The organism is Burkholderia sp. AW49-1 (genome assembly GCF_053427845.1).
Genome location: NZ_JBSAXF010000070.1, coordinates 1 through 1960 on the forward strand (window position 1 = coordinate 1; position 1960 = coordinate 1960).

Consider the following 1960-nt stretch of genomic DNA (forward strand, 5'->3'; position numbering starts at 1 on the left):
ACGCCATGGCTCCGACCGCACGCTTCAGGACGGCAGGGTCGACGATCGTGATGTCGTCCAGCTTGAGGGACTTGCGCGAAGACCGGGCTTTCGCGGAGTGCGCTTGCGATGAACTCAATGAACGCTCCTGGAGGGGCCTTCGGCCGGCCGAGCGGATGCGGAACCGTCGGGGACGAAGGCGGTTGTCTCGGGATCGCCGTGATGTCGGTGATGCAGCGCGCGTCATGCGACATCCGGCAGGTGTGTGCTGGTGTGAAGCAGTGTAGAGAAACGGGAAACGCGGACTATCGGTCATGCGCCCGGAAACCGGTGGAAAACGACACGGATGGCGCGGCCGGGCAACTCCGGATGACGGCAGGTTCGGCAGGCGGCGGTCCGGACTGCGCCGATGGCGGTCTATACCGGAAGGCGATCCTGCCGTGTGCGCGGATGCTTCACGTGGCGGATCGTGCGGGCATGGGACGGGCGATGCGTCGCGCACGGAATTCGTGCCGAATCCGGACGCGTTGTCGCATGTTGGATTCGGCGCGAGGTAGTTCGGACTGCGAATGCATGGCGGCGGCGACTCGGCACTTGAACCGCCGCCTGCGCATCAGAACATATGGCGGATCCCGACGTTCGCGCCGACGGTCGTGCCGGTAACCGCGTAAAGTGCGTTGTTGATCCCGAGCCCGGTGTTCATCGCGCCGTGGTTGTTGACCATCGCGACCTGCGCGTACAGCGCGGTCGCCTTCGACAGGCTGTAGGTCGTGCCGACGGCCGCGAGCAACGAGTGATTGGCCGTGTCGTTGCGATCGCTGGTGAACCAGACGCCGCCGTTCACATCGACGGCCGGCGTCGCCTGATAATCGAGGCCGCCGCCGTACACGTTGTTGCTGAACGATCCGCCGACCTTGTAGCTCGTGAACGACGCCTTCGCGGTGACCGGGCCGAAGCGGTACGCGGCGCCGATCGTGCGCCCGACGAACGCGACGGTGCTCGGTGTCGGCGTCGGGTTGGTGCCGTCGTTGCCGTCGTAGAACGCGGCGTCGATCATGAAGCCCTCGTGTTCGTACTTGAGGCTCGCCGAATACTGGCGGCCGGCCTGGAAGTCGCCTGCCTTGCCGCCGAACGCGAACATCGCGCTGCCGGTGAGGCCGGCGATCGTCGGGCTGGTGTACGACACGGCGTTCGGATTGAACAGGCCCGTCACCAGCACGTTGTCGACGTAGTTGATCAGCCCGCTGCCGAAGTGCGAGAAGCTGCGTGGATCCGAATCGAAGATCGCGAGCAGGAACGGCGAGTACTGCACGCCGGCCTTGACCGTGCCGAAGCCGCCGTCGAGCCCGACCCACGCCTGGCGGCCGAAGAAGTTGCCGTTCGAATGGGCGAACGCACCGTTGGTGACGGCAAAGCCGCTCTCGAGCTGGAATTTCGCCTTGAGGCCGCCGCCGAGATCCTCGGTGCCGATCATCCCGAACGTCGTCGGCGTCATGCCGGTGTCGGTCATCGCGAACTGATGGCCGGCGTTCGCGCCGGTGGCGGCGTCGAGCGTCTTGCTCGTATACAGCAATGCGGCGTCGAGGTTGCCGTACAGCGTCACGCTGCTTTGCGCGAAGGCGCTGCTGCCGACCATCGCGCCCGCCAGCGCGGCGCAACCGATCACGATTCTGCTTTTCATTGGGTGTCTCCAGTGTTGTTGTACGTCGATGCATCGAACGGGGAATGCGCCGGACTTCCGAGAAGCGGTGTCCGGTGCGCGGGCCGCATACGCAGGATGGGGCGCGGCGGAACGCACGTGCGCGGCCGGGTGTGGGCCGCATGCGACGCGTTCATGGCGGGGATGGGTGCCCGAACGCGCGTGCGTCGAAGAGGTTGGGTAGGGCCGGCCGATGCCGGCCCCGTCGTTCAGAGTGGCTGGCCGAGCTGCTCGAGGATCGCCGGATTCTCGAGCGTGGACGTGTCCTGCGTGATCGCTTCA

Annotated in this window: 1 protein-coding gene; it reads right to left on the reverse strand. The window is 66.1% G+C overall.

Annotation, left to right across the window (positions count from 1 at the left end):
* Positions 1–592: 592 nt before the first annotated feature.
* A complete protein-coding gene (locus ACV22W_RS33400) occupies positions 593–1660 on the reverse strand; it encodes a porin (protein ID WP_448023801.1) in 1068 nt (355 codons plus the stop codon).
* Between the last annotated feature and the right edge of the window lie 300 nt (positions 1661–1960).

Excerpts from the sequence above, each read along its gene's own strand:
- ACV22W_RS33400 (WP_448023801.1), bottom strand. The coding sequence starts at position 1,660 with ATGAAAAGCAGAATCGTGATCGGTTGCGCCGCGCTGGCGGGCGCGATG.